At 62.1% G+C, this 24,804-nt stretch carries 23 protein-coding genes, 1 pseudogene and 1 riboswitch; of the genes and pseudogenes, 4 read left to right on the plus strand and 20 right to left on the minus strand.

Annotated features, from left to right (window positions below; translation table 11 throughout):
* Positions 1–170: 170 nt before the first annotated feature.
* The 9 genes from trmB to ACROHD_RS10655 all read right to left on the minus strand — a co-directional run bounded on the left by trmB (position 171) and on the right by ACROHD_RS10655 (position 7,788).
* Positions 171–884: a tRNA (guanosine(46)-N7)-methyltransferase TrmB gene (gene trmB, locus ACROHD_RS10615; protein ID WP_432677741.1), complete on the minus strand. Its 714-nt coding sequence runs from the start codon at positions 882–884 to the stop codon at positions 171–173.
* A 56-nt stretch (positions 885–940) separates the two neighbouring features.
* Positions 941–1,411, minus strand: coding sequence for an ABZJ_00895 family protein (locus tag ACROHD_RS10620; protein WP_432677742.1), 471 nt, complete (start codon positions 1,409–1,411; stop codon positions 941–943).
* Positions 1,412–1,485: 74 nt separating this feature from the next.
* The gene (metK, locus tag ACROHD_RS10625; protein ID WP_432677744.1) at positions 1,486–2,667 is read right to left on the minus strand and encodes a methionine adenosyltransferase; all 1,182 of its coding nucleotides are present in this window, start codon (positions 2,665–2,667) and stop codon (positions 1,486–1,488) included.
* A 6-nt stretch (positions 2,668–2,673) separates the two neighbouring features.
* Positions 2,674–2,724, minus strand: a riboswitch (SAM-SAH riboswitch).
* Positions 2,725–2,758: 34 nt separating this feature from the next.
* A complete protein-coding gene (lnt, locus tag ACROHD_RS10630) occupies positions 2,759–4,276 on the minus strand; it encodes an apolipoprotein N-acyltransferase (protein WP_432677746.1) in 1,518 nt (505 codons plus the stop codon).
* On the minus strand, positions 4,273–5,160 hold the full coding sequence (locus ACROHD_RS10635; protein ID WP_432677747.1) for a hemolysin family protein: 888 nt from the start codon (positions 5,158–5,160) through the stop codon (positions 4,273–4,275). The genes lnt and ACROHD_RS10635 overlap by 4 nt, the downstream gene beginning before the upstream one ends.
* A 45-nt stretch (positions 5,161–5,205) precedes the next feature.
* Positions 5,206–5,712 carry an rRNA maturation RNase YbeY gene (ybeY, locus tag ACROHD_RS10640; RefSeq protein WP_432677749.1) on the minus strand — a complete coding sequence of 169 codons (507 nt, stop codon included), beginning with the start codon at positions 5,710–5,712 and terminating at the stop codon, positions 5,206–5,208.
* A gap of 105 nt (positions 5,713–5,817) precedes the next feature.
* On the minus strand, positions 5,818–6,846 hold the full coding sequence (locus ACROHD_RS10645; RefSeq protein ID WP_432677751.1) for a PhoH family protein: 1,029 nt from the start codon (positions 6,844–6,846) through the stop codon (positions 5,818–5,820).
* 154 nt (positions 6,847–7,000) lie between these two features.
* The gene (locus ACROHD_RS10650; RefSeq protein ID WP_432677752.1) at positions 7,001–7,366 is read right to left on the minus strand and encodes a hypothetical protein; all 366 of its coding nucleotides are present in this window, start codon (positions 7,364–7,366) and stop codon (positions 7,001–7,003) included.
* 5 nt (positions 7,367–7,371) lie between these two features.
* On the minus strand, positions 7,372–7,788 hold the full coding sequence (locus ACROHD_RS10655; protein ID WP_432677753.1) for an OmpA family protein: 417 nt from the start codon (positions 7,786–7,788) through the stop codon (positions 7,372–7,374).
* 606 nt (positions 7,789–8,394) lie between these two features.
* On the opposite strand from ACROHD_RS10655, the gene ACROHD_RS10660 reads away from it, so the two are divergent.
* A complete protein-coding gene (locus ACROHD_RS10660; RefSeq protein WP_432677755.1) occupies positions 8,395–8,784 on the plus strand; it encodes a hypothetical protein in 390 nt (129 codons plus the stop codon).
* 43 nt (positions 8,785–8,827) lie between these two features.
* Here the strand turns inward: ACROHD_RS10660 and miaB are convergent, their stop codons facing one another.
* Positions 8,828–10,153 (minus strand): tRNA (N6-isopentenyl adenosine(37)-C2)-methylthiotransferase MiaB, encoded by a 1,326-nt coding sequence (gene miaB / locus ACROHD_RS10665; RefSeq protein WP_432677757.1) that lies wholly within the window; start codon positions 10,151–10,153, stop codon positions 8,828–8,830.
* 138 nt (positions 10,154–10,291) lie between these two features.
* Here miaB and ACROHD_RS10670 point away from each other — a divergent pair, with 138 nt between their 5' ends.
* The gene (locus ACROHD_RS10670) at positions 10,292–11,164 is read left to right on the plus strand and encodes a hypothetical protein (protein ID WP_432677759.1); all 873 of its coding nucleotides are present in this window, start codon (positions 10,292–10,294) and stop codon (positions 11,162–11,164) included.
* A gap of 6 nt (positions 11,165–11,170) precedes the next feature.
* Here ACROHD_RS10670 and ACROHD_RS10675 read toward each other — a convergent pair whose 3' ends face one another.
* From ACROHD_RS10675 to ACROHD_RS10700, 6 genes are all read right to left on the minus strand, one after another.
* The gene (locus ACROHD_RS10675) at positions 11,171–11,767 is read right to left on the minus strand and encodes a 2-hydroxychromene-2-carboxylate isomerase (RefSeq protein WP_432677760.1); all 597 of its coding nucleotides are present in this window, start codon (positions 11,765–11,767) and stop codon (positions 11,171–11,173) included.
* 115 nt (positions 11,768–11,882) lie between these two features.
* Positions 11,883–12,341 (minus strand): Hsp20 family protein, encoded by a 459-nt coding sequence (locus ACROHD_RS10680; protein ID WP_432677761.1) that lies wholly within the window; start codon positions 12,339–12,341, stop codon positions 11,883–11,885.
* 128 nt (positions 12,342–12,469) lie between these two features.
* A complete protein-coding gene (locus ACROHD_RS10685) occupies positions 12,470–13,303 on the minus strand; it encodes a trypsin-like serine peptidase (RefSeq protein WP_432677762.1) in 834 nt (277 codons plus the stop codon).
* A gap of 66 nt (positions 13,304–13,369) precedes the next feature.
* On the minus strand, positions 13,370–14,692 hold the full coding sequence (gene glcF / locus ACROHD_RS10690; RefSeq protein ID WP_432677763.1) for a glycolate oxidase subunit GlcF: 1,323 nt from the start codon (positions 14,690–14,692) through the stop codon (positions 13,370–13,372).
* On the minus strand, positions 14,692–15,816 hold the full coding sequence (locus tag ACROHD_RS10695) for an FAD-binding protein (protein WP_432677773.1): 1,125 nt from the start codon (positions 15,814–15,816) through the stop codon (positions 14,692–14,694). The genes glcF and ACROHD_RS10695 overlap by 1 nt, the downstream gene beginning before the upstream one ends.
* A gap of 80 nt (positions 15,817–15,896) precedes the next feature.
* Positions 15,897–17,336 (minus strand): FAD-linked oxidase C-terminal domain-containing protein, encoded by a 1,440-nt coding sequence (locus ACROHD_RS10700; protein WP_432677764.1) that lies wholly within the window; start codon positions 17,334–17,336, stop codon positions 15,897–15,899.
* 83 nt (positions 17,337–17,419) lie between these two features.
* On the opposite strand from ACROHD_RS10700, the gene ACROHD_RS10705 reads away from it, so the two are divergent.
* Complete coding sequence (locus ACROHD_RS10705; protein WP_432677765.1) at positions 17,420–18,127, plus strand: DUF599 domain-containing protein; 708 nt, start codon at positions 17,420–17,422, stop codon at positions 18,125–18,127.
* A 53-nt stretch (positions 18,128–18,180) separates the two neighbouring features.
* Complete coding sequence (locus ACROHD_RS10710) at positions 18,181–18,531, plus strand: hypothetical protein (RefSeq protein WP_432677767.1); 351 nt, start codon at positions 18,181–18,183, stop codon at positions 18,529–18,531.
* A 117-nt stretch (positions 18,532–18,648) separates the two neighbouring features.
* Here ACROHD_RS10710 and ACROHD_RS10715 read toward each other — a convergent pair whose 3' ends face one another.
* From ACROHD_RS10715 to ACROHD_RS10730, 4 genes and pseudogenes are all read right to left on the minus strand, one after another.
* Positions 18,649–20,715, minus strand: a complete 2,067-nt coding sequence (locus ACROHD_RS10715; protein ID WP_432677768.1) for a hypothetical protein — start codon at positions 20,713–20,715, stop codon at positions 18,649–18,651.
* Positions 20,716–20,717: 2 nt separating this feature from the next.
* On the minus strand, positions 20,718–23,477 hold the full coding sequence (locus ACROHD_RS10720) for a DUF4159 domain-containing protein (protein WP_432677769.1): 2,760 nt from the start codon (positions 23,475–23,477) through the stop codon (positions 20,718–20,720).
* Between the two features lie 196 nt (positions 23,478–23,673).
* Entirely contained in the window at positions 23,674–24,567 is an 894-nt protein-coding gene (locus tag ACROHD_RS10725; RefSeq protein ID WP_432677770.1) for a DUF58 domain-containing protein, read from the minus strand.
* Positions 24,564–24,804: pseudogene (locus tag ACROHD_RS10730) on the minus strand (hypothetical protein); the annotation flags it as partial. The gene ACROHD_RS10725 and the pseudogene ACROHD_RS10730, both read right to left, overlap by 4 nt.

Genomic DNA, 24,804 nt, shown 5'->3' on the forward strand with positions numbered 1-24,804 from the left:
TTTACCCGTCTGCAAACATGTTGGAACCAGACGCTTTCACCGCCTTCGGCATGGATCCGGGCGCAAGTGAACGCACACCCCATTTTCGGGGGCATTCATCCACCTGCTGGGGTTCTGTCCCGCCGCCTCGCGCCCGCCCCAAGTATTGGCCCCAAGGGCGACATCGGGCCTCAGCGTCTGCGGAACGTCAGATAGTGGGGTGTGCGCCCTTCACGTAGCGCCTTCATCTCATACCGGGTCGAGATCCAGTCTTGCCAAGGATCACGCCAATCCTCTGGCCCTTCCGCCAGCCATTCGAACCCGTGGCGCGGCACCTCTTCCAGAGTTTGGCGCACGTAGTCGGGAATATCGGTTGCGACCCGGAAAATCGCACCGGGCTTCAGCACATGGGCCAAGGGCTCCAGATGCTCAGGCGTCACGAAGCGGCGGCGATGGTGGCGTTTTTTCGGCCAGGGATCGGGGTAGAGCAGGAACGCGCGTGAAATGCTCGCCTCGGGCAGCACGTCGAACATATCGCGCGCATCGCCGGGATGGACCCGAAGGTTGTGGACGCCCGCCGCGCGGATCTTGCCAAGCAGCATGGCGACGCCATTGATATAAGGCTCGCATCCGATGATACCGACATCGGGGTTCTGCGTGGCTTGATGCACCATATGTTCGCCACCGCCAAAGCCCACCTCCAGCCAGACATCGCGCCCGCCAAAAAGCGTATCGAGGTCAAGCGGCACCCGCTCTGGGTTAGATTCCCAATCGACCGCACCAGGAGACAGGGCCGCAAGATCCTCATCCAGATAGGTTTCCTGGCTGTCGCGCAGGGTCTTTCCCTTGCGACGGCCATAGAAGTTGCGCCACGGGGCCTTGGGGTGCTTGGTGTTGTCGCTCACGCTGGTGCCTCGATTGCCGGATCAGCCGCGGGACATAGCGGCAAAGCGCCGGCGGCTCAACCGCCCCGTGCGCGGCGTTCGCGCGCCTCGATGCCGCTGAAGGCCGACCAGATGAAAAGCCGAAAAATCGGCACCTGAAAGAACAACGCAACGGCGATCAGCACGCCGATCATCTGAACCTGCTCCTGGGGCAGAATGCCAGGGATCCGCCAGCCGATCACAAAGAGTGCAACAGCAACGACGATATGCACAAGCATCGCCAGCGCCGCCCATGTGAAGCTGAATTTCCAGGCCTCTCCGCCGGTTGAGCGCTGCCCCTCGGCATCGCGATAGCTTTGGGCGAACCACTGGAACGGCACGATCATCGCGCCAATGGCACCACCTATTACGGCTCCGCGCAGGATCGAACCGCTGAGATCCAGGCCTACCACAGTGATCAGAAGGTATAGAATGATCGCGACCGAGGCGGCGAAAACAGCATAATGCTTGATGAAATTGCGCGTGTAGGGCGGCTTGGTGGCGGACATCTGGTGTCTCCGAATAGAAAAACGGCGCCCCGCATCAGGACGCCGCAGTTCTTTAGCACAGGTTGCGCTGCCTGTTAAACGGCGGCTTTCAGGGCCTCGACCAGATTTGTCGCCTCCCATGAGAACCCGCCATCAGCTTCTGGTGCCCGGCCGAAGTGACCATAGGCCGCCGTGCGCTGGAAGATGGGCTTGTTCAGCCCAAGGTGGGTGCGGATGCCACGCGGGGTCAGGTCCATGCACTGGGCAACGGCCTTCTCGATCGCTGCTTCATGCACCTGACCCGTGCCATGGGTGTCGACATAGATCGACAGAGGCTTGGCCACGCCAATGGCGTAGGACAGTTGCAGCGTGCAACGGTCGGCCAGACCTGCGGCCACAACGTTCTTGGCAAGGTAACGCGCGGCATAGGCAGCCGAGCGGTCCACCTTGGTCGGGTCCTTGCCGGAAAACGCGCCGCCGCCATGGGGCGCAGCGCCACCATAGGTGTCGACGATGATCTTGCGGCCCGTCAGGCCCGCGTCCCCATCGGGGCCGCCAATGACAAACTTACCGGTCGGGTTCACGTGCCATTCGGTAGCAGCGGTCAACCAGCCATCGGGAAGGGTTTCGCGGATATAGGGCTCTACGATTGCGCGCACATCGTCCGAGCTCAGCGTCTCATCCAGATGCTGCGTTGACAGCACAACCGAGGTGACTTCAACCGGCTTGCCGTTTTCATAACGAACGGAAAGCTGCGACTTGGCATCGGGACCAAGCGCGGGTTCCTGACCCGATTTGCGAACTTCCGCCAGACGGCGCAGGATCGCGTGGGAATACTGGATAGGTGCGGGCATCAGCGCGGGCGTCTCATTGGTGGCGAACCCGAACATGATGCCCTGATCGCCCGCACCTTCGTCCTTGTTCTCCGCCGCGTTTACCCCCTGAGCGATATGCGCGGATTGTTCGTGGAGCAGGTTGGTGATTTCCACCGTCTGCCAGTGGAACTTGTCCTGCTCGTAGCCGATGTCGCGGATGCAATCGCGCGCGATTTCGTCGATCCGGCCCATATACTCGGTCAGCTTGGCCTGATCGCTCAGCCCCACTTCACCACCGATGACGACCCGGTTGGTGGTTGCGAAGGTTTCACAGGCAACGCGGGCCTCGGGTTCTTCGGCAAGGAAGGCATCCAGAACCGCATCAGAGATACGATCACAGACCTTGTCCGGGTGCCCTTCTGACACGGATTCAGAAGTGAAAATGTAGTTATTGCGCGACATGGGAAGTGCTCCATTACCTGTTATCGCCGCCACGCCAGGAAGCCGTTGTGGGGCGGTTAGACCTGCGCCATACGCGCTTTGGACGGCAGGATCAATGGCGCACGCGTCGATCTGCCAGCGTGACGCAGAGTGACAAGCCAAGTAGCAACACCCAGATGGGCCAATCCCCGGTCCGTGCATAGACCGTCGCCGGCAATGGCGGCGGCAACCGCAGATCAAGCGCCCCCTCTTCCCCAAGCGGCAGCGACGACAGCACCTGACCGCGCGCATCTATGACGGCGGATACGCCCGTGTTGGCCGCACGCAGCAGTGGAAGACCCTGTTCTACGGCACGAAGCTGCGCCAGTTCCAAATGCTGGAACGGGCCCGAGAACTCTCCAAACCAAGCGTCATTGGTGATTTGCAGCAACCAATCCGGCCGCTCGACCTGCCGAATATAGCTGGGGAAGATCGTCTCGTAGCAGATCATCGGAAAGGCCCGGCCAAGCTCTCCGAGATCCAGCAATTCCGGCCCCTGCCCCGGCGCATATCCCGGACCAGCGGCCTCGGCCAAACCACGAAGGCCGATGCTGCGGGCCATCGCCGTAAGCGGGATGTATTCCCCAAAGGGCACAAGGTGGTGCTTGTCATAGGTTGCGACAAACGCTCCATCCTGATCAAGCAGAAACAGAGAATTGCGCACGGTGCCGTCTTGCACGCGTTGCCCACCAACAACCACACGGGCCACACCAGCAGCCTGGCCAATTGCCTCTCGCCAGGGTTCAGAGTTTCGCAACAGCGCAGGTAAAGAAGTTTCCGGCCATATCACCAACTGTGGCGGATCCGCGAGTTGTGGTTCGCTGGCCGTCAATTCCAGTGACCGCCGGAAAAAGACCGGGATCATCTCGGGCAGCCATTTAAGATGCTGAGGGGCATTTGGCTGAATCAGACGAATGACCGGTGCGTTTTCGTCTGCCGCCGGGGCCGGTTGGATAAGCGATGCAGCCCCGAACACCGCACCCAGAACGGCAACCGGAACCGCCCCTATAACCGGACGCGACCAAACCGCACCCGCAATGCCCGCCGCCAGCAAAAGGGTCAGCGCGGTCAGTCCATGCGGACCGATCCAGGCAGCCAAACCCATAAGGGGGCTGCCAATCCAGATATGACCGGGATGCGCCCACGGAAAACCGGTGAAGATCGAGGCCCGGAGCATTTCAACAAGGACAAGCGCCAAGGCCCATATCAGTGGGCGGAGCAATCCGGGCTGCGTAAGGCGCACAGCCAAGGACGCCGCCACCCCCCAGAAAAGCGCCAGACCGGCAGCCATCAAAATCAGGGCGAACGGGGCCATCCATCCATGCCGCCATGGATCGACAAAAAACGGCTCCACGATCCAGTGCAAGGACAGGGCAAAATATCCCGTCCCCCCCGCAAGGCCGATCCAGAAGGCCCGTTTCAGGCCATCCGGATCAATCAAGAGCAGCGCAAAACCGGCAAATCCGGCCAAAGCCAAAAGGGGAAGGTCAAACGGGGCCAGTCCAAGGGCCGCGATCACCCCTGCGCCAAAGCTCAGGCAGAGCCGTTGCCGCAGAGTTCGCGATGTGACCCAAAGAGCAGCCCCCGTCACCCGTCGCGGCCTTTGGGCAATCGCACCCGCAACCGCTTGATCCGGCGCGGATCGGCATCGACAATCTCGATTTCTGGTCCCGCAGGATGGGGAATGACTTCACCCCGCGCAGGCACCCGACCCGACAACACGAAGACCAATCCGCCGAGCGTATCGATCTCTTCATCGTCAAGGCCTTCGGTCAGATCAACTCCGACTTCCTCCTCGAACTCGTCAAGCGGCGCCTTGGCCCGCGCCAGCCAGCAGCCCGGAGCTTCTTCAAGCCAGAGCTTGTCTTCCTCGACATCGTGCTCATCCTCGATTTCGCCGATGACCTGCTCGATCAGATCTTCAAGCGTCACCAATCCGTCCACGCCACCATATTCATCTATCACAAGAGCCATATGGATCCGCTCGGTCTGCATCTTTTGCAGCATCACCCCGATCGGCATCGAAGGCGGCGCGAACAAAAGCGGGCGTAGCATTGGGCGCAGGTCGATGGCTTTTCCACCACCGTTGAAACCGTAAATCAGCGCCAGATCCTTTAGATGCACGAGGCCAATCGGTGTATCCAGCGTCCCTTCATATACCGGCAAGCGGGTGTACCCGCTCTCGCGGAAGACCTTCACCAGATCCTCCAGGGCGATATCGACCGCCACACCAGTAATCTCGGCGCGTGGCACAGCCACGTCATCCAGGCGCATACGCCGCAGGTTGTAGATCGAGATCGCCGCATGCGCTGCCGACCCGGCGGGAGGCGTCGGGTGAGCATTCGATTCAGATGGTTCGGAGGGCTGAGCGTTGCCAAAGAGCCGGGCCAAAAGGCCAGGTTTCTGGTCTGAACTTTCGTCCGCCTCCTGCGCGCCTTGCGCTGCGCTAGAGGAAGACTCGGGGGAGTCGTTCATGGATCCTTTCCAAGGACATATGCCGGGCCTGAAAACCCGTTGGCCCTAATATGGGTCAGGGATACCCATGGTTGCAAGGATACGCGTCTCGATTGCTTCCATATGGGCGGCATCGGGATCATTTATGTGATCAAAACCCAACAGATGCAGGGTCGCATGTACAAGAAGATGACTGATATGGTCTTCTAGGGGCTTATTCTGGTCCGCCGCCTCGCGCGCACAGGTCTGAAAGGCAATCGCGATGTCTCCCAGCTCGTAGGGTGAACCCTGAGGGTCCGGCTTCGGCAATTCAGGTGTCTGACCAAGAGGAAGGTCGATTTCATCCGCTGGCCATGACAGGACATTCGTCGGTTGCGCCTTGGCGCGAAAACCAGCGTTCAAATCCGCGATTCTGTCATCGTCGCAGGCGAGCAGGGCAATTTCGAAATGTTCCGGGACAAGCCCCAACCCTGTCAGCGCCGCACCGCAGGCCCGCTCTGCCAAAGCGTCAAGGTCCACAACATCCCAGTCGGGGGCTTCGACGATGACATCTACAAGTGAATGTTCCGTCATCTGGCGCACCAGAACGAAGAATTTTCCCGAAAATTCTTCCGACCCTCAAAAATCTTCAAGAAGATTTTTGCTGCGTTCGAAAAATCTTGGATCAAGATTTTTCCCTCACCCGCGCGCTGCCGGATCGTCGGCATCATAGGCTTCGATGATCTTCGCTACCATCGGATGACGCACGACATCCTTGGCGGTGAAGTAGTTGAAGCTGATGCCTTTGATCCCTTCGAGAATGCGCTCAGCTTCTCTCAGCCCGCTGGTCACGCCCCTTGGCAAGTCAACCTGACTGCGGTCACCGGTAATGACCATGCGGCTACCTTGCCCAAGCCGGGTCAGGAACATCTTCATCTGCATGCCAGTCGCATTCTGAGCTTCATCCAGAACCACATAGGCATTGGACAGCGTTCGTCCGCGCATGAAGGCCAGTGGCGCAATTTCGATGCGCTTTTCTTCGATCAGCTTGGCCAGTTGCTTGCCCGGCAGAAAATCGTTCAGCGCGTCGTAAAGCGGCTGCATGTAGGGATCGACCTTGTCCTTCATGTCCCCGGGCAGGTAGCCGAGCTTTTCGCCCGCTTCCACCGCCGGGCGGCTGAGGATGATCCGGTCAACATGGCCGTTGATCATCTGGTTCACGGCCACAGCCACCGCAAGATAGGTCTTACCAGTGCCCGCCGGTCCGATTCCGAAGGCCAGTTCATGGGTGAAGAGAGCCTTGACATATTCTTGCTGTGCCTTGGTGCGCGGCTCTACCGTTTTCTTGCGGGTCTTGATCTCCAGGTCACCGGTCTGGAACATCTCCATCTGGTCGCCATCGCGCGCGCCTGTTCCTTCGTCCGAATTCCCTAGCCGCACGACTGCGTCAATATCTCCGGGCTCGATCGAGCGCCCCGACTCAGCCCGTTTGTAGAGCGTTTCCAGGGCCTTCGCGGCGTCGTCCCGAGCGCCGCCATGAACAGCCAGTGCATTGCCTCTGCGAACGATCTGCACGTCCAATAGATGCTCTATCTGCGCAATATTGCGGTCAAACTCGCCGCAAAGCTCGATCAGCAGTCGATTTTCAGGGAATTCTAGAACGCGCTCCAAAGGGGCGTCTGCGGGCGGAGGAGGCAGCGTGGTTGTCGCCAATGGGGTCTCCAGCATCGAGGTTGTGGAACCAGTGTGGCAACAGAGCGGGGCCAACGCAACCACTTGTGGGCGGTTGGGCGAGATTTCCCCATATCGTGATGAATTGTTCCGCAGAATGAAAAGGGGCGGTGCCGATCAGACACCGCCCGTTTTCTACAGATGCGATCTATTATCGCCGGTTGGGTACCCAGTCTCGGATACCGGCGGCACCTGCCCCGGCATCGCCAACAATAGAGCCCGGCGGTGCAATCGGGGTACAGACAGGCAAGCCAGTGACAGGGTCGCGGCGCGGGTCGATGTATCCCTCCAGGCCGTCATCGACGATCCAGTGCTGACACCCGTCCGGGTCCACCCAAATTCCGGCTTCCAGCTGTGTGAGGCTGCCTGCGTCGCGGCCCCGGTCATGTGCAATAGCATGCACCGGCGCAGGGTCGTTGGTGGGGGACACACCTTCGATCGTCTCGATACAGCCTGTCAGCACCAGGGCCGAGGCGAGCAGGGCAGACAGTTTCAGCGGTTTCAAAACACTCGTCATCTCGGTCACCTGTAGCACACGATTTCAACACGGCGGTTCTGCTGCATATTGGCAGCGCTGGTGTTCGGCACCCGCGGACGCCGTTCCCCATAGCCGATTTCGCGAGCCACGCGCGCCCCGACCGAGCGGGCCACAGCAGCGACAGACGCGGCGCGGCGCTGCGAGAGGCCCATATTGTATTCATCCGAGGCGCGGCTGTCGGTATGTCCGTAGATCGCGTAGGCAAAGGCCCCGGCGGAGCTAAAGAACTGTTCCAGATGCGCCCGCCCCGCTGCCGTTAGACGCGAACTGTCGGTCGCAAAAAGCGTATCGGTATTTGCAACGGCGCAGGTGTTCATCTCCATACAGACCGGCATACCGTTTTCGGGGTTCACCCGGCTGGTCATGTAACCTTCGACACCGCCATCTGCGACCCAGTGCATACACCCATCGGGGTCGATCCAGATCCCGGGCTCAATCGAGCCCGTTATCGCTCCGCCACTTTGGGCAGAGGCCACACCCGGTAGGGTCAACACTGAAACGAAGGCCACCAAAGCAGCCAGAAACACCGATCTCAAACCTGGACTTAAAACGCGCATCACCGCGACACCCCCTTTGGTTACCTTTACACATTCCCTTGGCGTGGCAGCGCCGGCTGGGAAAAGCCTATTTATTCGCAACAGTTTATCAATCCGCCGGTGTTTGGGAAGTCTGAAAAACGCCTGACCGGCGCTGTCAGACCGGAAACTTACCCGAATCAATCCCGTGCTTTGCTTGCCTCCAATCTGGCGAAATTTAGGCGGGAATGGGTTAACGGTGCGAAAACTGGCAGTGGTTGTTGCCCTGGCAAAGACAGTGTTGTCATGACCCTGGCACCGTTTCCCCTTTTGATCCCTTTCGCCTGATCGCCTTCACAGACCTTAACCGTTCGTTAAACTCTGGCGCATGAGTGGGGACGGATGGCCAGGTGAGAGCCATTCGAACCATTTCCCGGCCGAGCAGTGTGTTGGTTTCGCCCGTCTCAGGGCATGTAAAAAGGATTGGGGGAAATGAAAGCTACACGCAAATCCCTTGCGGCAGTTGCCGCTTTGTTACTGTCATCCAGCCCGCTTGTGGCAGATGGCTATCACGAACATGGCCACGGCCATTGGCATGGCAATGACGGACATGCGCATGAAAATGTGCAGGTTCAGCGGATCACCGTTACGATCAGCTGTTTCCGCGGCCCGTGGCAGGAGGTGATCTGGGACCGCCCAGAACCGGTCTTCGTCGATAGCCTTGTTGCGGCTGGCTATACCTTCCCCGAGGCACATGCGATCTCGGAACGGGTTTGTCGCGACATCGACGGGGTCGATGACCCCGGCCACAGTCAGGCGGTTCTGGCGCAGATCTTCAGGGAGTCACCGCCGCACGCCTCGCATCGGCATTTGCAGAACTAAACGCATGGCGGGGCGCTTATACCGCCCTGCCATGTCACCAAGCTCAGTCGGTGATCAGCTGTCCGGCCAATGAATTCGGCCCGCTTTCGATGATCCGAACCTTTTCGATCTGGCCAAGCAAATGCTCGGGCGCCAATGCGTGGACCGCGTGCAGATACTCGGACTTGCCGACCAACTGGCCGTCCAGCCGACCACGCTTTTCGAACAGAACCGACACTTCGCGCCCGACCATGCCATCCTGTGCAGCACGCTGCTGTTTGGTCAAAAGCGCCTGTAGCCGCTGCAACCTCTCATCCGCTACAGCGGCCTCGACCGGGGTTTTTTCGGCAGCCGGGGTTCCGGGACGGGCAGAGTATTTGAACGAGTACGCCTGCCCGTATCCGACGGCTTCCACCAGGTCCATGGTGGCCTGAAAATCGTCATCCGTTTCACCGGGAAAGCCAACAATGAAGTCGCCCGACAACAGCAAATCGGGGCGCGCAGCGCGGATGCGGGCAATCAGCCGGATATAGTCGGCAGCCGTATGCTTGCGGTTCATCGCCTTGAGGATGCGGTCCGATCCCGACTGAACGGGCAAATGCAGATAGGGCATCAGCTTGTCGCAATCGCCATGGGCGGCGATCAGGTCGTCTTCCATGTCATTGGGATGGGACGTGGTGAAGCGAATCCGGTCTAGCCCGTCGATCTTCGCCATCTCGCGAATGAGCCGCGCCAATCCCCATTCCCCGTCGGGACCCTCCCCGTGATAGGCATTCACGTTCTGGCCCAGAAGGGTGATCTCACGCACCCCGCGCTCAACCAACTCGTTCGCCTCGCGCAGCAGACGCTCGGCGGGACGGCTCACCTCGGCCCCGCGGGTGTAGGGCACCACGCAGAAGGCACAGAACTTGTCGCATCCCTCCTGCACGGTCAGAAACGCCGTGGGACCGCGCTTGGGCTTTCGCGCCTTTGGCAGATGCAGGAACTTGTCCTCTTCCGGGAAATCTGTGTCGAGCGCCTTTTCCCCCTGGGCCACGGCCCGAGCCATGGCAGGGAGGCGGTGATAGGTCTGCGGGCCGACCACCAGATCCACCATCGGCTGACGGCGCATGATCTCTTCGCCCTCGGCCTGTGCCACGCAGCCCGCAACGCCGATCTTAAGATCGGGATTGGCCTCGCGCATGGGCTTCATCCGGCCAAGCTCGGAATAGACCTTTTCGGCCGCCTTCTCACGGATATGGCAGGTGTTCAGCAGGATCATGTCCGCCTCTTCCGCGGTCTGCACCTGCACATAGCCTTCGGACCCGAGCGCCTCTGCCATGCGTTCGGAATCGTAGACGTTCATCTGGCAGCCATAGGTCTTGACGAACAGCTTCTTGGGCGCGGACATAGGGTGGGCTCCTGTCGGGTTTCAGGCCGCATGTATCGCATGCGACCCGCTGCTTCAATCCGGCCGGCGTGAGGCGTTTGCAAAATCGCAACCCTGAGGGCAGAGTATGCGCGGGCAGCAAGAACCGGAAACCGGCAAATGAACCATTCGTCCCTGGACCATTTCAAACGCCATGCCATAAGCACCCCCCTTGGCAAGGGCCCCTTTGCGATTGTCATCGCGGAGGACGCGACCGAGCTTGCCTCGACGCTGGATCACGTGACCCATTTGGGCTTTCGCCGGATTTTCCTTTTGCTGCCCGAGGATGTGGAGCTGCCCGAAACCTTGGCCGATCCTGATATCATCGACACGATCCGCCATCCCACCCGCCAACCCGGCACTGCGCAAACCATCGTCAATGCGCTCATCAAGCTGGTTCCGGGGGAATGGATTCACTACTGCTATAACGCGGAATACCTGTTCTTCCCATTCTGCGAACAGCGCCGGGTGGGTGAGGCACTGGCCTTTGTCACCGAAGAACGGCGCAATACGATCCTGGGTTATGTTGTCGACCTCTATGCCGAGGATCTGTCCAGATGCCCGAACGCGGTGTCGCTGGAAAACGCTCATCTCGACAGTTCGGGCTACTACGCTGAAACCCGGCGCAACGATAACGACGACGTGCTGGACCGGCAGCTCAATTTCTATGGCGGGCTGCGCTGGAGGTTCGAGGAACATGTTCCCGAAGCCAAACGCCGTATCGACCGGCCCGCGCTGTTTCAGGCCGTTGAAGGGTTGAGCCTGCGCGAGGACAACACCCTGTCTATCGAGGAAATGAACACCTATTCCTGCCCGTGGCACCATTCCATGTCAGCCGCGATCTGTTCTTTCAGGGTCGCCAAGGCCCTGCGCACCAACCCCGGTTCACGCCATGACGTGGACAATTTCCGCTGGCACAAGTCGACGCGGTTCTACTGGTCTTCACGGCAGCTGATGGAACTGGGTCTGATGGAACCGGGGCAGTGGTTTTGAAGGCAGCTACAGTCTGCCGGACTTGGCCCAGGCAATAGCATCCTCCAACCTGTCGTCGCCCCAGAAAACCTCGCCTCCCACGACGAAGCTGGGGGATCCAAACACCCCGAGTGCCATTGCCTGCGCCGTGTCACGCGCCAACGCATCCACGATCCGCTCCGATTGTGCGGACTCCAGAACCCGCGCGGGGTCCTGTCCGATTTCAGCAAGGCTGTCGGACAGATTGGGGTCCTCGCCCGCAGGCTGGCCCGCTTCGAACCATCGCCGATATGTTGCCTGCGTGTAAGCTTCGCCCCAGCCCTCCTCGGCCCCGAGCAACGCCACCTGATTGGCCAGAACCAGACCGGGCAGCGGATAGGGCGCGGGAAGCTTCGGGTGAAGACCGTAGCGGGGGGCGCGGCGTTCGATATCCCGCCACATATACGCGGTCTTCACAGGCTTGTCCTTGAAGGGAATGTTGTTCTGTTCCACCATCACGTGGCGAACGTTGAACGGTCGCCAGCGAATGTCGACACCTTCCCGTCGGGCGACTTCGGGAAGTCGCAAGATGGTCAGGTAGCTATAGGTGCTCCCTATGGAGTACCAGAAATCTATTTGTGTCATCGGGCCTCTCCACGCTGCAACATGTTAAATAGCTTAGCCTAAATTGCCCAAAACACAAAAAAGCGCGGCCCCGAGGGACCGCGCCAGGTTCAACGAAGGGATGCCTGACGGGAAATCAGGCAGGTTCACCCTCGATCGCCGGAACCCCGGCGTCAGAGGTGATCGCGATGCGGCGCGGTTTCAGCGCCTCGGGCACTTCGCGCACAAGGTCGATATGCAACATGCCGTTTTCATGGGTCGCGGCAGTGACCTTCACATGGTCTGCAAGCGTAAAGCGCTTCTCAAAAGCGCGGGTGGCGATGCCGCGATGCAGATAGGTGCGCGCGGTTTCGTCCTTTTCCTTGCGGGCCGCAACCACGAGCGCATTCTCGCGCTGCTCGACGCTCAGCTCATCGCCGGTAAAGCCAGCGACAGCGACAGAGATGCGATAGGCATTCTCGTCGATTTTCTCGATATTGTAGGGCGGATAAGTGCTGGTGCCGACATCCTGCGTCATCACTCGATCGAGCATATCTGCGACGCGGTCAAAACCGACGGAAGCACGGAAAAGCGGGGAAAAATCTTGGGTTCTCATGGGGTCATCCTCTTCTTTGAGCGATACCTGACTGTATGGGCGATCTGATGAGACCCGCCCGGGTGAAACATCCGGCCCCTGTCGCGGGCACCGGATAGATCAAGATTTGGGATGCGATCCCGCCCGCTTCAAGGGGTAACGCGGATGAAACGCGCACCAAGCTCGTCCTGACCGTTATTGCCCATGGTCAGGGTCCGCAAACGCGGAGCCTCACGCGAAAAAACATCGTCAGTGCGATCCAGAAGATCGAGAAGAGGTGCCAGACCGCCTTGCAGATCCGCCGCCAGCGCAACCGGATCGTCACGCCAATGCGCCATGGCCGATACGACCGATACAATGCCGGGATGTCCGCCGGTTGATACGAACACCGGCGACCCGGACGAGCCGGGCACAACATGGCAGCTAAGCACCTGCATCCGGCCATCGCCGGTTTCCACCGCACAGCCGTTCTCCAGCGACGCATGATCTTCCCGATCACGCCCGTAGGATACCACTTGCACCAGGTCGCCCTCTACCGCGCGGCCGCGCGCCGGGATCGGAACCACCTGATTGGACGGGATCGCGCGATCCAGCTCCAACAAGGCGATGTCCGTGCGAACCCGGTCCAGATCATCGGGCAGGTCGTATTCATAACCGGGATGCATCACCACCCGACGCACCCCGCGCAGGGCAATCGGCTGACCATTGCGCAGCCCGGCGCCAAACCGAAACCCGGCCTCGGGCAGCTGCTGGCCGGTTGTGGGATCGAACAGGCAATGGGCCGCCGTCAGAACCAGATCAGCAGCAATCAGCGTGCCGGTGCAAAACCCTGTCCCGGTGTCGAACCGACCCACAGCCTGCCATTGCCGATCCAACCCGTCGCCCGTCACCTCTTGCAAGGGCGGGCCGGCAGGCGCAATCGTCGGCAGGATCTGCGCTGAGGCCGCAGTGGTCATCAGAAGAAAAGCCAGCAAAACACGCATTTTTTGACTACCCCGGTTTCAGGTCGGGGCAAGGATGCCAGCGGACTGGGGCAGAAGTTTGACCCTCTAGCGCAGGATTGGGACAGGAATCTCGCGCTTGCCCTCGGCATCCAGTGCGGGCGGGCGTGGCCCCCCGGTGGCCCAATCCAGCAGCTCGACGGTATGGACAATCGGCACCTCGGTGCCCGATCCGATCTGCATCATGCACCCGATATTGCCCGCCGCGATGATATCGGGGTTCTTCGCCTCCAACGTGCGGATCTTGCGGGCCTTCAGCTTGCCGGAAATCTCTGGCTGCATCAGGTTATACGTTCCCGCCGAGCCGCAGCACAGATGCGGGTCCGCCGGTTCGACAACCCCATAGCCCGCGCGCCGCAACAGGTCCTTCGGGAAGGTCTTGATCTGCTGACCATGCTGCAACGAACAGGCCGCGTGATAGGCAACGGTCAGGCCCTTGTCAGACCCCTCTGGAAGATCGAGCTGCATCAGCAGTTCCGATATATCCATTGCGATCCCCGACACCGCCACCGCATCCTGTGCCAGCGGTTCGTTGCGGAACATGTGCCCGTAATCCTTGACCGTCGTGCCGCAACCGCTGGTGTTGATGACGATAGCATCCAAGCCGTCGCCATCCATCTCGGCCTTCCACGCTCGGATATTCTTCGCCGCCGAGCCATGGCTTTCCTTGGTCTTGCCCATGTGATGCGTCAGCGCCCCGCAGCAGCCCTGCCCATGCGGAATCACGACTTCACAGCCCAAACGCCGCAGCAGCCGGATCGTGGCGTCGTTGATATCGGTGTTCAGCGCCTTCTGCGCACAGCCGGTCATGAGAGCCACCCGCTTCTTCCGTTCGCCGGTCGCCGGGAACACCTGCGGATCGTCGTTTCTGCTGACCGGCGGGATCTGCTTGGGCGCCATCGCCAGCATTGCCTTGAGCCGCGCATCAGGCATCAGGAACGCGAAGGGCCGTCCGATCTTGGCCCCAAGCAGCGCCAGACGGAACCGCCCCGGATAGGGGATGATCTTGGCCAGCGTCCAGCGCAGCAGCCGGTCCATCAGCGGACGTTTGTAGGTCTTCTCGATATGGTCGCGCGCATGATCGACCAAATGCATGTAGTGCACACCTGACGGACAGGTCGTCATGCAAGCCAGACAAGACAGGCAGCGGTCCACATGCTTGACGGTCTTCTCATCCGCAGGCCGTCCACTTTCGAGCATATCTTTTATAAGATATATCCGCCCCCGCGGGCTGTCCAATTCATCCCCCAGAACCTGGTAGGTCGGGCAGGTCGCCGTGCAGAAGCCGCAATGAACGCAGGCGCGCAAAATCTCGTTCGACCGGGCAAGCCCCGGGTCTTTCAACTGGTCGTCTGTAAAGAAAGTCTGCATCAGCCCATGACCCCCGGATTCAGAATGCCTTTCGGGTCGAACTGACGGCGCAGACCCTCCGAGAGAGCCGCCACCGGGGCCGGATCGGGGTGAAAGACCGGGACCCGCCCGCGCGTTTCCTCGCTGGCCCGGATCAATGTCGCATGGCCTGCGAAATCGCCCAGGTCCGCCCGCAGGTCGGTGCCCTCTGGCACCAGGGCCCACACCAGCCCCCCGCCCCAGTCCATCAGCACATCGCCCCCGGCCCGTGCAGCGATCTCCGGCCCGTCCGAGGGCTTCACGGAAATCCGCCAGACATCGCCCGCGCGGCCATGGAACGACGCAACATCGCGCACCCATTGCCACCCTGCCTGCACACGGTCCGGGTCCGTTTCGACGGAGATGTCGCCCATATCTGCCAACACATCCCGCAGTTTGCCGGCGCGATAGGCAACACTGTCGGCGAACCCTTCCAGCCGCAGCATCGTCACCGGATGCCCGTCGATCCCGGCAGGCGTATGTGCAGCACCCGAAACCTCGAATGGCGACCCAAGCGCCTTGGACATTGCCGTCACTGCATCCGTATTGGACAGACCGTTGATCAGCACACAGGCCCGCGTCTCAATCCCCGGCAGCACCTTGAACGCCACCTCGCTCAGCACGCCGAGCGTCCCATAGCTACCAGCCATCAGCTTCACCAGGTCGTAGCCGGTGACGTTCTTCATCACCCGGCCACCATTCTTGATGATCGTCCCGCGCCCGTCGACGAACCGAACGCCAATAAGCGAATCCCGGCACGCCCCGACCTGAATCCGCCGTGGACCCGAGACATTGGCCGCAACCATGCCCCCGACGGTCGGCTCGCCCGACATCCCAAGCAACCCGCGATGATCCATTGGCTCAAAAGGCAGCCGCTGGTTCTCTGCCGCCAGCGCGGCCTCCACCTCAGCCAGGGGCGTGCCCGCTTTCGCCACGATCGTCAAAGCGCCGGGCTCATACAGCTCGATCCCCGACAGCCCGGCCGTGGACAGATCCTCGCCCATCACCGACCGCCCAATGGGCCGCGTGCCGCCACCGACGATGCGCAAGGCCCCTTCGGCCCCGGCCACCGCCTCACTCAGCTCTTGTTCGTCCCTCGGGCTCAGCATGAAAGCGCCCTTCCTTCTTCTTGGCAGAAATACTCCAGGGGGGTGCGGGGGGAGGATCCCCCCGCGGATCGACGCCGTCAGGCGGCGAAATCCCTATGCGACTGCGAAACCGACAACGGAAACACCTTGGCCGGGTTCAAAAGCCATTTCGGATCGAACACATCCTTCACCCGCATCTGAGCGTCCATGTCCGGCCCGGTGAATTGCGCCACCATCAGATCCCGCTTTTCGATCCCCACGCCGTGCTCGCCGGTCAGGCACCCGCCCACTTCGACACAGAGCTTCAGGATATCCGCCCCGAAAGCTTCGCATTTCTCCAGGTCGCCCGGCTTGTTTGCATCGAACAGGATCAGCGGGTGCATATTGCCATCCCCGGCATGGAAGACATTGCCCACATCCAGCCCGTATTCCTTCGACATCTCCCCGATCCGGCGCAGCACCAGTGGCAGGGCTGACACCGGGATCGTCCCGTCGAGGCACATGTAATCGTTGATCTGCCCCATGGCTCCAAAGGCCGATTTGCGCCCCAGCCAGATCCGCGCGCTTTCGTCGGCGGATTTGCTTTCGCGCAATTCCACGGGGTTATGCTTGCGGGCGATCTGGCTGATCACCCCAAGCTGCGCGTCGATCTCGGCGTCCGATCCCTCGACCTCCACGATCAAAAGCGCTTCGCAATCGGGGTATCCCGCGCCCGCAAACGCCTCGGTCGCGCGGATACAGGGACGGTCCATGAACTCGATCGCAACCGGCAGAACGCCCGCCTTGATGATGTCGGACACACATTCGCCCGCCACCTCGTTGCTGTCATATCCAATCAGCACCGGTCGCGCGCCCTCGGGCTTGGGCAGGATGCGAAGAGTGGCTTCTGTCACCACCCCAAGCTGGCCTTCCGATCCGCAAATCAGCCCCAGCAGATCCAGCCCGCCCGCATCCAAATGCGCGCCGCCGATCTCGACCACCGTGCCATCCATCAGCACCATCGTGACACCCATCAGGTTGTTGGTGGTCACGCCGTATTTCAGGCAATGCGCCCCGCCCGAGTTCATAGCGATATTGCCGGCAATGGCGCAGGCCAGCTGGCTCGACGGATCAGGCGCGTAGAAAAACCCATGCTCTTCAACCGCGCCGGTGACAGACAGGTTCGTGCGCCCGGTCTGCACCCGGATGATGCGGTTATCGTAGTCGGTTTCCAGAACCTCGTTCATCCGCGCCACGCCCAGGATCACGCTGTCGGCCGTCGGCAACGCCCCGCCCGCCAATGATGTTCCCGCGCCGCGTGGCACAACTGGAACACCCTCCTCGTGGCAGATCCTCAACACCGCTGCGACCTCTTTGGTCGACGAAGGCAAGACCGCTGCCAGAGGTGGGCAGCGATAAGCCGTCAGTGCGTCGCATTCATAGGCGCGTGTTTCCGAAGGGTCATCGATTACCGCATCTATTGGCAGCACCGCCTTCAGGCGCGCCACGATCCGGGCCTTACCCGACAAAATCGTCTGGTTCGGGGCTGGCATTTCCATGGCGATCCTCCCTAAATTTGGTAAACAAATATAACCAATTTACCGCTTTAGCAATAGAAAGCCCTCGGATATAGGGTTTCCAAATGAGATTTCTTGACCAAATCGCCCTCTTCACACCGTTTGATGCCCTCGCCACGGCGCTGATCTTCTGCGCGTGGGTCGTGCTCGGATGGCTAATCGAATCTTCGCGCCTGTCCCGACCTTCCGTCACGATCCTGATGATCGAATACCGCCGCGACTGGATGCGAGAGATGATTACCCGCCAGCCGCGCATCTTCGACGCGGCGATCCTGTCGAGCCTCAGGCAAGGCACAAACTTCCTCGCCTCCGCCTCGATGATCGCGCTTGGCGGGCTTCTGGCGCTTATCGGCAATGCCGAGCGGCTGCTTGGCGTGGCCGAAGACCTGACCCTTGGTGGCACGCCAACCATGGTTGTTGAGATCAAGCTGATGGCCACCGGCATCTTCCTGCTCTACGCCTTCCTCAAATTCGTCTGGTCGAACCGGCTGTTTGGCTATTGCGCCGTGCTGATGGCCGCCGTGCCGAACGAACCGGACGATCTGCGCACCCTGCCCCGCGCGATGCAGGCGGCCGAGGTCAATATCCGCGCTGCCTTCAACTTCAACCGGGGGCTCCGGGCGCTCTATTTCTCGCTCGGGTCGCTGGCCTGGCTGCTTGGACCATTGGCGCTGATCTGTGGCACGGCGGCAGTCAGCTACATGATCTGGTCGCGCGAGTTTGCTTCGCATTCCCGCCGCATCCTGATGGTCCCGCCCCAGTCAGCCCCCTAAGCCTCGCGCAAATGTCAGGTGACGGGCGTCCTGTGGCCTGCCACCCTGCCCACATGCGTGTCCTGCCCCTGTCCCTTCTGCTGCTTGCCAGCCCCGCCCTGTCCGACCCTGCCCGCATCCTAGGGGCCGAGGCCACGCGGGCACAAAGCGACTGGCGCTTTGATGTGACTTTAGAGCATGACGATACCGGCTGGGACGACTATGCCGATGGATGGCGGATCGAACTCTCCGATGGCACCGTGCTTGGCACACGCATTCTGGCCCATCCGCATGTGACGGAACAGCCCTTCACCCGGTCCCTGTCTGGCGTCGCGGTGCCGGAAGGAACCCGGTCGGTCCATATCCGCGCCCGCACCAACCAGACCGGATGGGATAATGAGACTGTCGCGCTCACACTGCCCTGATCCGCTTTCATCTTGGTCCAGAGACAGCGGAATAGTCGCCGCAGGCGACAGGGGCAAAGCCTCGCGAGCCTCCTAAGAAATCGACCACTGTCGGCGCGGGCCAAAGGCGCGGCGAATTTACCGCCGCCCCTCGCGCAACCACGCCGCCAGCATCAGAGCCGCCGCGATCAACAGGAACAGCCAACCGGCAATCAGTGGTGTCACAGTCACATCGGTGGTCAGGTAAGCCCCGCGCGGGGTCAGCCCGATCCAGCCGCGTCCAGCCGCGTTGCGCCCCTCCGACACCAGCCGGACATCCGGCACGCCGCCTTCCAACCGAAGCACGCCACCGCGCATGACATCGGAGAAGGGGTCCACCGCCGCGCCGCTGGCCAGCGTTTCCTCGAACTCTCGCGGTGCGGCGGGGCCAAGCGCGATGACCGCTTCCTCCTCGCCCTCGCGCAACCGGTAGAGCCCGGTTTCCGGCCCCGTCACCTCGCCTGTGAACCGGCCCGGTGCGGTTTCTTCCAAGGACAGTTCGTGCTCGGTTCCGTCAGGATAGGTCACCGTTACCGGGCCAACCGCATCGCCCAGGGTCTGCCGCGTGACAAAGATAACCTGCCCATCCGCATCGGCGCGCAGGGCTTCTTCCTCCAGCTCGGGCTCGCCCATCATCCAATGCGCAAGCCGCCTGAGCAGTTCCAGCTGTGGCCCGCCGCCCTCATAGCCTCGGTCCCAGAGCCACGCGTGATCGGATGCCAGCAGCGCCACGCGCCCCTCGCCCACCCGGTCCAGCATCAACAGCGGGCGTCCCTCTGCCCCGGTCATGACCGTATTGCCGCTTTCCTCAATCAACTCGATCTGGCGCAGCCAACGCCCCCATGGCGCGTCACTGTCAGGCAGGGCCGTGTGTTCCGAGGCCAGCCCACGCGTCACCGGGTGGCGTTCGCCAAGCTCCGAGATCTCTGGCAAGTAAGCCTGTTCCATCACTTGCGCCGTGGGGCGGCCCGGCATGATATCTGCCAAGGGCGTGCGGTAGAGCGAAGCGGCAGAGGCAAATTCCGGCCCCGTCGCCATCAGAAGCGCCCCGCCGCGTTCCACGTATTGGCGCACGTTATCCAGATAGACCATCGGCAGGATGCCCCGCCGCTGGTATCGGTCGAAGATCACCAGATCGAACTCGTCGATGGTTTCCAGAAAAAGCTCGCGCGTGGGGAAGGCGATCAGGCTCAGCTCGGTCACCGGCACGCCATCGTTGCGATCAGGCGGACGCAGGATGGTGAAATGCACAAGATCCACCGCCGGGTCGGATTTCAGCAGGTTGCGCCATGTGCGCTGGCCGGGATGCGGCTGGCCAGAAACGAGCAGAACCCGCAGCCGGTCCCGCACCCCGTTGATCTGCACCACGGCGGCGTTGTTGCGGTCGGTCAGTTCCCCCGGCGCTTCCGGCAGATTGAACTGGATCACGTTCATCCCCGCATGTGGCAGCACCAGCGGCAGATCCAGATCCTGCCCCGTCGGAACCATGAATGTGCGCGGCGCGTCCCCGTCGATGGAAATTTGCAACTCAGCCCGCGCGGGCAGATCCCCCGGCACCGCGCCGTCATCGTCAATGCGCAGGGTCATGACGAATTCCTCGCCCAGAATGGCGAAAGAGGGCGCATTGCGGACGATCAGCCGCCGGTCCCAGTCACTGTCCCGCCCGGTGATCAGCGCATGAAGTGGCGCGGGTAAATCGGGCGCAAGGTCGAGATCATGAATGCGCCCATCAGTGACCAGAATGGCCCCGGCGATCCGCGCGCGCGGCTCTTCCGCCAGCAGCTCGGTCAGCGCCGCCATCGCCAGCGTACCCTGATTGTCGGCGGCATCCGCAACCCGTGCCTCGCGCAGCTCCATCCCCAGATCGGCCACCTCGCGGCGGATCGAGGCAATCGCCTCTTCGCTTTGGTCGGGCCGGTCGGAAATACGTTGCGAGGCGCTTTCGTCAATGACCAGAAGCACGATATCGCTCAGCGGCTCCCGCTCCTCGTTTTGCAGCGCCGGATTGGCCAGGGCGACCAGCAGCGCCAGCCCCGCAAGCCCGCGCAACCACCAGCCGGGCAAGCCCCGCCAGACCTGCAAGGCCAGCAACGCCAGAACCGCGCCCGCCAGCCCCCAGATAAGGGGCCAGGACAGCAGCGGGTCAAAGAGGATGGATCCCGCCATGTTCATTGCCCCAACCGTTCCAATAGTGCGGGCACATGGACCTGATCGGATTTGTAGTTACCGCTCAGCACATGCATCACCAGATTGACGCCGAAGCGCAGGGCAATCTCCCGCTGCCGCTCGCCCGTAAAACCGCGCCCCACCGGGAACATCGGCTGGCCCGAGGGCGTCATGGCCCAGGCTGCAGCCCAGTCATTGCCGCCGATGATGACCGGCGTCACACCATCGTTGAGGTTGCGAAAGGGCATCCCCTCGACCTGCTCGGCATCAGGCGGCGCGGCCTCGACCCAGACATCGCGGCCCAGATGACGACCCGGAAAATCCTGTAGCAGGTAAAAGGCACGGGTCAGAACATGATCATCGGGGATCGGCTCCAACGGCGGAATGTCCAAGGCTTGCGCCAGTTCCCGCAAACGGCGGCCATTTGGCGTACCCGCGCCGAACGCCCCCACATCTGAGTCACGCGTATCGAACACGATCATGCCGCCGCCGCGCAAATATGCGTTAAGCCGCGCATAGGCCGCGTCCGAGGGGATCGGTTGATCGACACTTATCGGCCAGTAAATCAGCGGAAAGAAGACCAGCTCATCGCTTTCCAGGTCCACGCCTATCGGCGCGGCAGGCTCGACAGAGGTGCGGCTGGTCAGCGTCAGCCCCAGCCCCCAAAGCCCGGCGCGAGAGGTCTCGTCCAGCTGTTCATCCCCGGTCAGAACATAGCCAAGGGTGATCTCGGACGTGGCCAGAAGCGCAAGGATATCGTCGTCGCTGAGATCCTGCGCATCGCTTGGATGGGCTAGGAGCGCGGCCATCAAGATCGCCGCCCCCCGCGCCACACCGGTCAAGCGCCCCGACAGCCAAAGCGCGGCAAGCGAGTCGATCAAAAGCAGAACCAAAGACGCGACCAGAAGATAGGGTGACAAGTCTTGCGTCTCGATCACGCGCAGTCCCTCAACCGGCACGTCACTGGGCCAATTGGCCTCTGTCAGCACCGTATCCAAGGCAATCACATTGCGCGCAACGCGCCGATCCGACCCGGAATAAAGCCCCGGCAGCAGCGTGGCCGATAGCGGCGCATTCGCCAGGTCTGCCCCGGCGACCCCCGGCAGGTTCTCCGCATCCCGGCGCTGACCATAGGCGTCCAGCACAACGTCGGGCACCCAGGTCGTGCCCGCCAGATCAGCGGCATCCGGGTCCAGCGGCCGGGTCGAGATCGCCAGCCGCTCCAGCATCTGCACGAACAGGCCCGACAGCGGCAGGCTCGACCATTCCGCATTGGCGGTGACATGGAACAGCACCACCTGCCCCTGACCCAGACGGCTGCGCGTCACCAGCGGTGTGCCATCTGCCAGCGCCGCGATGGTGCGCTCGGCCAGTTCCGGATCAGGCTGTGCCAGGACTTGTGCGCTGACCAGCACATCCTCGGGGATCGGCAACCGGAAAAAGGGCGAGCTTTCGTCAAAGACCCTCAGCGCCTTGGGTTCGCCCCAGCTCATTGCACCGCCAACGGTGCGCCCCCCTTCCCGCAGGCGTACGGGCATCAAGGGATCGGCCGTCTCACGCGCCAGATCCGACCCCGCCAACCGTGGCCCCGCAAAGCGCACCAGCATTCCGCCCCGGTCCACCAAGGCTTGCAGCTCTGTGTCTTCTTCGGGCGACAGCCGTGCCACATCGGCCAAGATGATGACATCCGGGTTCGCCAGCAGCATGTCTGCCAGCGCCACTTCCAACAGGTCCGCCGTGGGCGCCAACGCTTGCCGCAGATAGTGCAGCGGCGACAAAAGCTCCTGCCCCTCCTGATCGGCCGTGCCCGCAATCAGGCCCACCTGACGGCGTTGAAGCGCGTCATCGGTCAGGGTCACGGCCCCGGCACTGCGTTCGCCCGCGATTTCGAAACGGTTCATCCGGTTGCGAAGTTCCGGCGGCAGCTCGAGCTCCAGCTCAGCCACCGTGTCGCCAGCGGCAAAGGCCATCACGCCGCGCGCCAGTTCCCTTTCAATCCCGGCGGGATCGAGGCCAAAGCCCTGCACCGTCACCTCCCGGTCTCCCGCCCCATCCAACCTCTGAGCAGCAAGGCGGATCACCCCGTCTTCAAACCGGGGCGGTCCAAGCGCCAACAGACTGCGACGGCCTTCGAAAGCCGCCACTGGCCCGGCCTGCTGCAATCGGTCCAGCAATGCGGCTCGGCCCTCATGCGCCAGCCCGTCAGAGAACCAGAAAGTCTGAACGCCGGCCTCAATCCCCTCGGCCCAGGCCAAACCCGCCCCCATGTCCGGTGCAAACGGCGCGGGGGTCAGGTTGTCCAGACGCGCAATCCAGACATTCGCCGATTGAAACGGCATATCTCCGACCGGCGGCAGGTCGGTCAGTTGCACCAGGGCCACCGGACGCCCTTCTCGGCCCGCTTCTTCGATCAAGGCACGCGCCCGGTCGAGCCGGGCAGGCCAGTCACGCGCGGACGCCCAAGATCCATCCATCAGCACCAGCAAAGGCCCATCCTGATCACTGGCCTGCTGCGGATTAAGAACCGGCCCGGCGAACCCGACGATCGCAGCGGCGACGGCAAGGATGCGCAGAAGCAGCAGCCACCAGGGCGTCTTGTCGGACTGGCTGTCTTCGTCCTTGAGACCGATGAGCAGCGCCACACCGGGAAACCGCCGCAGGATCGGGGCGGGGGGCACCGCCCGCAGCAGCCACCAAAGGATCGGGAGTAAAACCAAGGTCAGCAGCAGAAGCGGGGAGGTAAAGGCAACGGGTCCGATCATGTTGCCACCCTTTCCACGAAGCGCCGGGAAGCCTCTTCGAAGAGGCTTGCAAATTCCTTCGAAGGAATTTGACCCGCGCCCCGGGCGGGTTCCGCCTTCCACAAGGCTCGGCGCCGCGCTCGGGATGGCGCGCCCGAACGCTCTTCGAAGAGCGTTTCAATGCCCTTCGAAGGGCATTCGTCACCGCAAACCGCCATCACGTCGCTCCCTTTTCCAGCGCTCGGTAGAGCCAGAGCAGGCTCGGCTCTGCCGCATCGCTTGTGTGGTGGCAGTGATAGCGCCAGCCGGTGCGCATCGCCATCTGACTCAGTTGGTCCTTTCGGGACGCGAGCCGCTTCAGATAGGCCGTCCGCAACCCGCCAGCCTTCAGCGTCTCGAAGCGCAGCCCACCCGCCATGCTTTCAAACACCGTGCGTCCATCGAAGGGAAAGCTTTCCTCATCAGGATCCAGCACCTGCACCAAGGCGCCCTTTACGCCCCGGTCAGCGGCTTGCCCCAAAGCCCTTTCCAACGGCCCCAGATCACCCAGAAAATCCGAAAAGAACACCGCCCGCGATCCGGCAGGCAGGATCTGCGGGGCTGGAGCGCCGTAATCCACCGTCTCGCCCGTCTCCATCAACGCTGCGGCCACCCGCATCAGCTGCGCCTCACCACTGCGCGGCGGTTCCGCCAAGTGGGTAAGCCCCACCCTCTCGCCGCCCCGCACAGCCAGGATCGCCAGGGCCATCGCCAAGGTCTGCGCCCGACGCAGCTTTGACGGGCGCGTTTTCGCCCCGGAATAGCTCATGCTTTGGCCGTCATCGACGCCGATCATCACCGATTGCGCTGCTTTCCATTCAGTCTGCCGCACGAAGAGCCCATCCGCCCGTGCCGACCGCCGCCAGTCAATGGCGCGCAAGCTGTCGCCTGCCTCGGCGCTGCGATACTGCCAGAACTCATCGCCCATCCCGTGCCGTTTGCGCCCGTGTTCGCCAAGCAGGATCGTCGCCGCCAGATGCTGCGCATCGGCCAGCAGGGCCGGCAGGCTGCCCGCGACCGCCTCGGACCGGGACCGAAGCGTTTCGGCTGTATGAAGCGTGGGTTGGGTCAAGCGGCGGCCTCAGAACGCGTGGCCTGCGCCGTCACCGTGTCGATCACCGCCTCCAGCTCTATGCCTTCGGCCCGCGCCGCGAAACTCAGAGCCATGCGGTGCGACAGAACAGGCCGCGCCATCGCCGCCACATCCTCGGGCGACGGCGCAAGCCGCCCATGCCCGGCAGGGACCGCCAACTCCGGTCTCGAAGTCTTCGATCTCTCGGTCGAAGGCAGCCCGCTCGACGTGTTCCTC

Source organism: Nioella aestuarii, from assembly GCF_050896395.1.
Taxonomy (GTDB): domain Bacteria; phylum Pseudomonadota; class Alphaproteobacteria; order Rhodobacterales; family Rhodobacteraceae; genus Nioella; species Nioella aestuarii.